This window comes from Rhodopseudomonas sp. B29, from assembly GCF_000333455.1.
In the GTDB taxonomy this organism is placed as follows: Bacteria; Pseudomonadota; Alphaproteobacteria; order Rhizobiales; family Xanthobacteraceae; genus Rhodopseudomonas.
Window position 1 is genome coordinate 1 of record NZ_BADD01000489.1, and the last position, 4,391, is coordinate 4,391.

The 4,391-nt window shown below is 64.8% G+C and carries 5 protein-coding genes; all 5 read right to left on the reverse strand.

Annotated features, from left to right (window positions below; all coding sequences use genetic code 11):
- A partial coding sequence (locus I5M_RS34100) for an ATP-binding cassette domain-containing protein (protein WP_031336813.1) occupies positions 1-188 on the reverse strand: 188 nt, incomplete at its 3' end.
- The gene (locus I5M_RS17335; protein WP_031336815.1) at positions 185-922 is read right to left on the reverse strand and encodes a GntR family transcriptional regulator; all 738 of its coding nucleotides are present in this window, start codon (positions 920-922) and stop codon (positions 185-187) included. The genes I5M_RS17335 and I5M_RS34100, both read right to left, overlap by 4 nt.
- Before the next feature lie 278 nt (positions 923-1,200).
- On the reverse strand, positions 1,201-2,400 hold the full coding sequence (locus tag I5M_RS17340; protein WP_022722548.1) for an amidohydrolase family protein: 1,200 nt from the start codon (positions 2,398-2,400) through the stop codon (positions 1,201-1,203).
- Between the two features lie 121 nt (positions 2,401-2,521).
- Positions 2,522-3,295, reverse strand: coding sequence for a ferredoxin--NADP reductase (locus I5M_RS17345; RefSeq protein ID WP_022722549.1), 774 nt, complete (start codon positions 3,293-3,295; stop codon positions 2,522-2,524).
- A gap of 318 nt (positions 3,296-3,613) precedes the next feature.
- Positions 3,614-4,391: cytochrome c (locus I5M_RS17350; RefSeq protein WP_307706510.1), on the reverse strand; the 778-nt coding region annotated here is incomplete at its 5' end.

A 4,391-nucleotide genomic window follows, 5' to 3' on the forward strand; every position in this document is an offset into this window, starting at 1 on the left:
CCGGTGTCCGGTTCGATCAGTCCGGCAATGATGTTGAGAAGGGTGCTCTTGCCACTTCCCGATGCACCGACCAGCGCAACGATCGAGCGCGGCTTCACGTCGATATCGATGTCCCGCAGGACTTCGAGTTGTTCTCCGTCGCGCCGAAGAAAGCACTTGCTGACACGCTGAAGTCGAATGGCGCTCAAGGCTCGCCCCCCGATTCAACGGCCTGATCGAACGGAACCAAGGTCGCGGATTCGCGCAGGCTCTTGATGACTTTCTCCATCACCATGTCGCGGAAGGTCTCGACGTGGCGACGCGCGACCATCTCCGCCGCGTCGGCGTCGGCGGCCACCAGATGTTCAATGAGAAGATTGTGGTCGTTCTCGATATTGGGGCGAACGCCTTGCACACCGAAACCGAGGGCGACGAGCCGTGTCATTTCGTCGAGCAGACCCGACAGGATCTTGATGAGACGCTTGTTCTGCGAGGCTTCGGCAATCGCCATGTGGAAGGAGCGATTAGCTTGAAGGAAGTAATCGATCTGGTTTCCCATATCGGCCGATATCTTGACCCGGCAAGCTCGCTCCAGCCGTTCGAGATGCTGCCGGTTGACGCGGCCGGCGGCCGCGCGCGCCGCCAGCGGCTCGAGCGTGACCCGCAACGAGAAGACTTCCTCGACGTCCCTCACCGTCACGGGAGTCACGCGATAACCATGACGCGGAATGGACGTGACGAGCCCACATTCAGTCAGGCGGTGCAGCGCGATCCGGCAGGTCGCCTTGCCGAGCTCGAAGCGCTCCATCAACTCGGCTTCGGTAAACCGCGAGCCTGGGAGAATGCGGCAGGAAATGATCTCGCGCCGCAAGCGTTCATAGGCTTGGTTGCCCTTGAGCGTGGCGCTGGGGATTTCGAGAGTACTTCCGGCCGGGGCCTTCACTTGAGCATCCTTCCGTATCCTGGTGAGCAGCTTAGGGGCGGCTCCAGGGGTGCTCAAGCAACAAGGTTCGCCAGCGCAGGCGACGAAGTCTGTAGTGTTCTCAGATAATTATGCGGAAAGACCACGCCGCGTGCAGATAAATGCCTGCGATTGAAGCAGCGAAACGCCGATGCTCTGAACGCGCGATCGTGCCGCGGCGAGCAGATGCGCAAGTTCGCTGACACGGTGCTGCTGAGCAGCACCGTCAGCGAGACGGGCATCCGTGGCAGAAGGCGAGCCTACGCCTTGACGATGGTCGGCACGCGCGTCGCCGGCGGGGTGTTACGCGAACGTTCGCTGCGGACGATGCCGTCGATGATCGTCATGCCGATGCCGGGGATGTCGCCGAGCCGCACGCTTTCCAGCAGCGTCGAGGCGCCGGAATGCTGGGCGACGTCCATGATGACGAAGTCGGCGGAGCGGCCGACCTCGAGCAGGCCGACGTCGAGGTCGCGCATCTTGGCGGTGTTGCCGGTGGCGAGGCAGAACGCCTGCTCGGCCGGCAGGTCGCCGACCGACGACAGCAGCGAGATCATGCGCAGGATGCCGAGCGGCTGCACGCCGGAGCCGGCGGGACCATCGGTGCCGAGGATGACGCGATGCAGATCACCCATCTCGCGGGCGATGCGCAGCGTGTACAGCGCCGAGCGCTCGTTGCCATTGTGCACGAGTTCGAGCCCGGCCTTGCAACCCTCGCAGATGCAACGGATCTGGCCGTCGGGCAGCGCGGTGTGGCCACCGTTGATGTGGCCGACGACGTCGGTGCCGGCTTCGAGCACGACGTCCTTGTCGATCAGGCCGGAGCCGGCGATCGACGGGCCGCCGGTATGGATGGTCGACTGGATGCCGTATTTGCGCGCCCACGCCACCATCTTCTTTGCGGTTGGGCCGTCCTTGACGCCGCCGAGCCCTATCTCGCCGAGCAGCTTGACGCCGGCGGCGGCGAGCTCCTTGAAATCGTTCTCTTCCATCTCGTGTTCGATCACCGGCGCGCCGGCGTGCATCTTGACGCCTGAGGCGCGGAACGCCGAGAAGCTGCGCTGCGCCGTGATCGCCAGCGCCTTGAGGCCGACGACATCGCGCGGCCGGCCGGGGAAATGCACCTCGCCGGCCGAGATCATGGTGGTGACGCCGCCGTGCAGCGAGGAGTCGATCCAGTTGATCTGACTCTGCCGCGGCGTCCAATCACCGACGACGGGATGAACGTGGCTGTCGATCAGGCCCGGTGTGATCGCTGCGCCGTGCGCATCGACCGTGGTCGTCGCGCCTTCGGTGTCGATGTCCTTGAATCGGCCAATCGCCGAGATCCGGCCATTCTCGGCCACGATGGTGTCGGCCTCGAGGATCGGCTTATTCAGATCGCCGCTGAGCATCAGCCCGATATTGCGGATGACCAGTTTGGTGGGGCCTTGCGGACCGGACGGCGCGTCGTGAGCCATGAAGGACGTCTCCAACAGATGCGCCGGAGACGCGAGGGAACCCCGGCGGTTCGTTTGTAGGCATACGAACTTTACGTCGCCGCGCGGCGAATGCAATCACCACGCGGCAAACCGCATCGCGTCAGCGCTCGGCGAACGCCTTCTCCAGCACGAAGTCGCCGGCCTCGCCGTGATTGCCTTCCTCGAAACCGCGCTCGACCAGCCGGCTCTTGAGGTCGACCATCATCTGGGTCGAGCCGCACAGCATCACGCGATCGCGCGATTTGTCGAGCGGCGGCAGGCCGATGTCGGCGAACAGCTGACCATCGTCGATCAGCTTCGAGATCCGTCCTTCGTGAATGAATGGCTCGCGCGTGACGGTGGGATAGTAGAACAGCTTGGCCTTGACCTCGTCGGCGAGGAATTCATGGTCGTGCAACGCCTTCACCATCGACTCGCCGTAAGCCAGTTCGGCGATCTGGCGGCAGCCGTGGACCAGCACGATCTTCTCGAAGCGATCATAAGTTTCCGGATCGCGGATGATCGACAGGAACGGCGCGACGCCGGTGCCGGTCGCGAGCAAATACAAGTTCTTGCCCTCGCGCAGATTGTCGATCACCAGCGTCCCGGTCGCCTTGCGGCCGACGATGACGGTGTCGCCTTCCTTGAGGTGCTGCAGGCGCGAGGTCAGCGGCCCGTTCGGCACCTTGATCGAATAGAACTCGAGGGTCTCTTCGTAGTTCGGGCTCGCCACCGAATAAGCGCGCAGCAGCGGCTTCCCGTCGACCTTGATGCCCGTCATGGTGAACTCGCCGTTCCGAAACCGGAAGCCGGAGTCACGCGTGGTGGTGAAGCTGAACAGCCGGTCGGTCCAATGATGCACGGCAAGGACGCGCTCTTCCATCAGATTGCTCAACGGGGCCTCCGAGGCTCGACAATATCGTTTGTATACAAACAAAATAAGCCAACTCGGACGCTCCGTCAACGCGCCGAAACTGCCGCCGCCGCGGACATTTCAGGCAAAGTATGCTGCGAAAGCGGGCGTTTTGAGCAAGAACTACGCGCGCCGCCGTCATCCTGAGGTGCCCGCTGGGCCGCGCTTTGCGTGGCGCTGCGGGCCTCGAAGGATGTGCCACAAGCCCCCTGGCCGCATCCTTCGAGGCGCGCTACGCGCGCACCTCAGGATGACGACTCAGTCGTTGCGGAGGGCGATTGGCTGCAATGCATATGACGCTCAGTGCGTGGTCTGGTGCGCGCGCAGCCGCGCTACGTCGTGTTCCACGCCGCTCCAGGCCGGCGCGTTCGGCGCGAACTTGCCGCGCATGTAGTTCACCAGCGCGGCCACCTGCTCGTCGCTGAAGCTGTCGCGGAACGCCGGCATGTCGCCGAGATCGGCGGCGGCGGGGTCGGGGATGCCGTCGAGGATGACGCGGATGAGATTGTCCGGTGTCGCCGCGCGCACATTGGTGTTGAGCGCCAGCGCCGGGCGGACGCCGAACAACTTGGGGCCGGACTCGCTGTGGCAGCTCGCGCAGGCGCCGTCGTAGAGCTTGCCGCCGAGCGTATCGAGCGGCCGCAACGAGGCCTCGGCGGCTTGCTTCAGCGCAGCCGCCTGCGCAGCCGGATCGGCGCTCGGCGCCGGCGCGAACGATGCCAGATAGGTCGCCATCGCGCGGATATCGGCATCCGGCACGGCGGCGAGCTGCTGCACCACCTGAGCCATCGGCCCCGCCGCAGTGCCGTGGAATTGCGAGAAGCCGGTGCGCAAGTACGTGAACAGCTCGGCCTCGGTCCAGGCGATCGGAGCGCGCGACAGCGCGGTCAGCGCCGGCGCGTGCCAGCTATCGACGTCGCCGCCGGCGAGATGCAGCGCGGCGGCTGTGCGCTCTGCGCCGAGCGCATTGCGCGGCGTGTGGCAGGCACCACAATGGCCGAGACTCTCCACAAGTACGCACCGCGATTCCATTGAGGCGAGCGCGCCGGGTCGGCGGGCAATTGGCCCGGGGCTTAGG

Bases quoted from the DNA above. Each gene is read 5' to 3' on its own strand.
- I5M_RS17340 (WP_022722548.1), bottom strand. From the start codon at position 2,400: ATGGCTCACGACGCGCCGTCCGGTCCGCAAGGCCCCACCAAACTGGTC.